Below are 941 nucleotides of genomic sequence, written 5' to 3' on the forward strand. Positions count from 1 at the left end.
AGTTTAACCTTCGGGAGGACGCTCACCACTTTGTGGTTCATGACTGGGGTGAAGTCGTAACAAGGTAGCCCTAGGGGAACCTGGGGCTGGATCACCTCCTTAACGACATGAATTCTTGCCCGCGTCGAGTGTTCACACAGATTGTCTGACGATGATAAAGAGTGGCTCGATAACCTTCAGTGGTTATCGCGCAGAGATTTGGCTTTAGGCCGAGGCGAACGACAAGCCCCGCAGGGAGCATAGTGAACTATGCGACCGAGGAGTGAGGAGTTCAACGACGGAATGAAGTCAAAGATCAAGCTAGAATGGGTCTGTAGCTCAGTTGGTTAGAGCGCACCCCTGATAAGGGTGAGGTCGGTAGTTCAAATCTACTCAGACCCACCAAATCTTCTTTATGCTTCGTTATTTAACTCGTCGTTTGGCTAACCAAACTTCCTCGTTAAATGCCTCGCCTAAATTCGATTTGGACGCTAGCTGAAAGCCACGGAGGGGCTATAGCTCAGCTGGGAGAGCGCCTGCTTTGCACGCAGGAGGTCAGCGGTTCGATCCCGCTTAGCTCCACCACTTACTCTTTATGGCAAAGAGGCCAAAGATAAATTGCGAAATTTACCTTTGGCTTTTTTAAGCCCTGTTCTTTAACAATTTGGATAAGCTGATAAATTTCTCGAGAAATTGTAAGAGTAAACTTCTTGCAAGTGTCTTGATATCCGGCGACTCAGCGTAAAGCTGAGTAACGAAACATTTGGTTGCGTCATATACGCATCGGACTTTGCAAAGTTCGATTCGTTTGCAACGAGATTTGGTTCTTCCAAAGCTCAAGCAAGACCCCTTGGGGTTGTATGGTTAAGCGACTAAGCGTACACGGTGGATGCCTTGGCAGTCAGAGGCGATGAAGGACGTGCTAACCTGCGAAAAGCTCAGATGAGGCGGTAAGAGCCACT

General features: G+C 48.5%; 2 tRNA genes and 2 rRNA genes. All 4 read left to right on the forward strand.

The window, feature by feature from the left end:
* Positions 1-102 (forward strand): 16S ribosomal RNA (locus KUV81_RS19630); the annotation flags it as partial.
* Between the two features lie 205 nt (positions 103-307).
* Positions 308-384: transfer RNA gene (locus KUV81_RS19635), tRNA-Ile, on the forward strand.
* Between the two features lie 104 nt (positions 385-488).
* Positions 489-564 (forward strand) — tRNA-Ala (locus tag KUV81_RS19640).
* Positions 565-841: 277 nt separating this feature from the next.
* Positions 842-941: ribosomal RNA gene (locus KUV81_RS19645) — 23S ribosomal RNA — on the forward strand; the annotation flags it as partial.

Origin of the sequence: Ferrimonas balearica (genome assembly GCF_019802085.1) — a bacterium.
In the GTDB taxonomy this organism is placed as follows: domain Bacteria; phylum Pseudomonadota; class Gammaproteobacteria; order Enterobacterales; family Shewanellaceae; genus Ferrimonas; species Ferrimonas balearica_B.